Origin of the sequence: Rhodococcus sp. T7 (genome assembly GCF_009872365.1) — a bacterium.
Lineage (GTDB): Bacteria > Actinomycetota > Actinomycetes > Mycobacteriales > Mycobacteriaceae > Rhodococcus_F.
This window is the reverse complement of sequence record NZ_WXYH01000312.1, coordinates 1-531: the sequence shown is the minus strand read 5'-3', so window position 1 is coordinate 531 and position 531 is coordinate 1. Positions and strand designations below refer to the sequence as shown.

Here is a 531-nt window from a genome sequence, read left to right as displayed (position 1 = left end):
CCGTCCGGGGCGGCGATCACCAACCGCGCCCCACACAGCAACGGCCAGAACAACTCCCACACCGACACATCGAACGTCACCGGCGTCTTCTGCAACACCACATCATCGGCGTCCAGCCGATATCGGTCCTGCATCCACAACAACCGATTCACAATCCCCACATGCGGAACCGACACCCCCTTCGGACGACCCGTCGACCCCGACGTGAACATCACATACCCCGGATGACCCGGCCGCAGCCGCGACCACCGCTCCCCGTCCCCCACCGGACCCCCAGGCAACCCCGACACATCCAGCCGATCCACCGCGACCACCCGCACCGACCCCGCGAACACCCCCGCATCCGCCGACGTCGTCAACACCACCACCGGAGCAGCCGTATCCACCACATACCCGACCCGCTCCGAAGGCTGATCCGGATCAATCGGCACATACGCCCCACCCGCGACCACCACCGCATACATCCCCACCACCATGTCCACCGACCGCCGCACCGCCACACCCACCGACGACTCCGGCCCCACCCCCACC

1 protein-coding gene is annotated in these 531 nt (G+C 67.4%); it reads right to left on the bottom strand.

Annotated elements, in window-relative coordinates; all coding sequences use genetic code 11:
- Positions 1 to 531: AMP-binding protein (locus MLGJGCBP_RS24510; RefSeq protein ID WP_160098719.1), on the bottom strand; the 531-nt coding region annotated here is incomplete at both ends.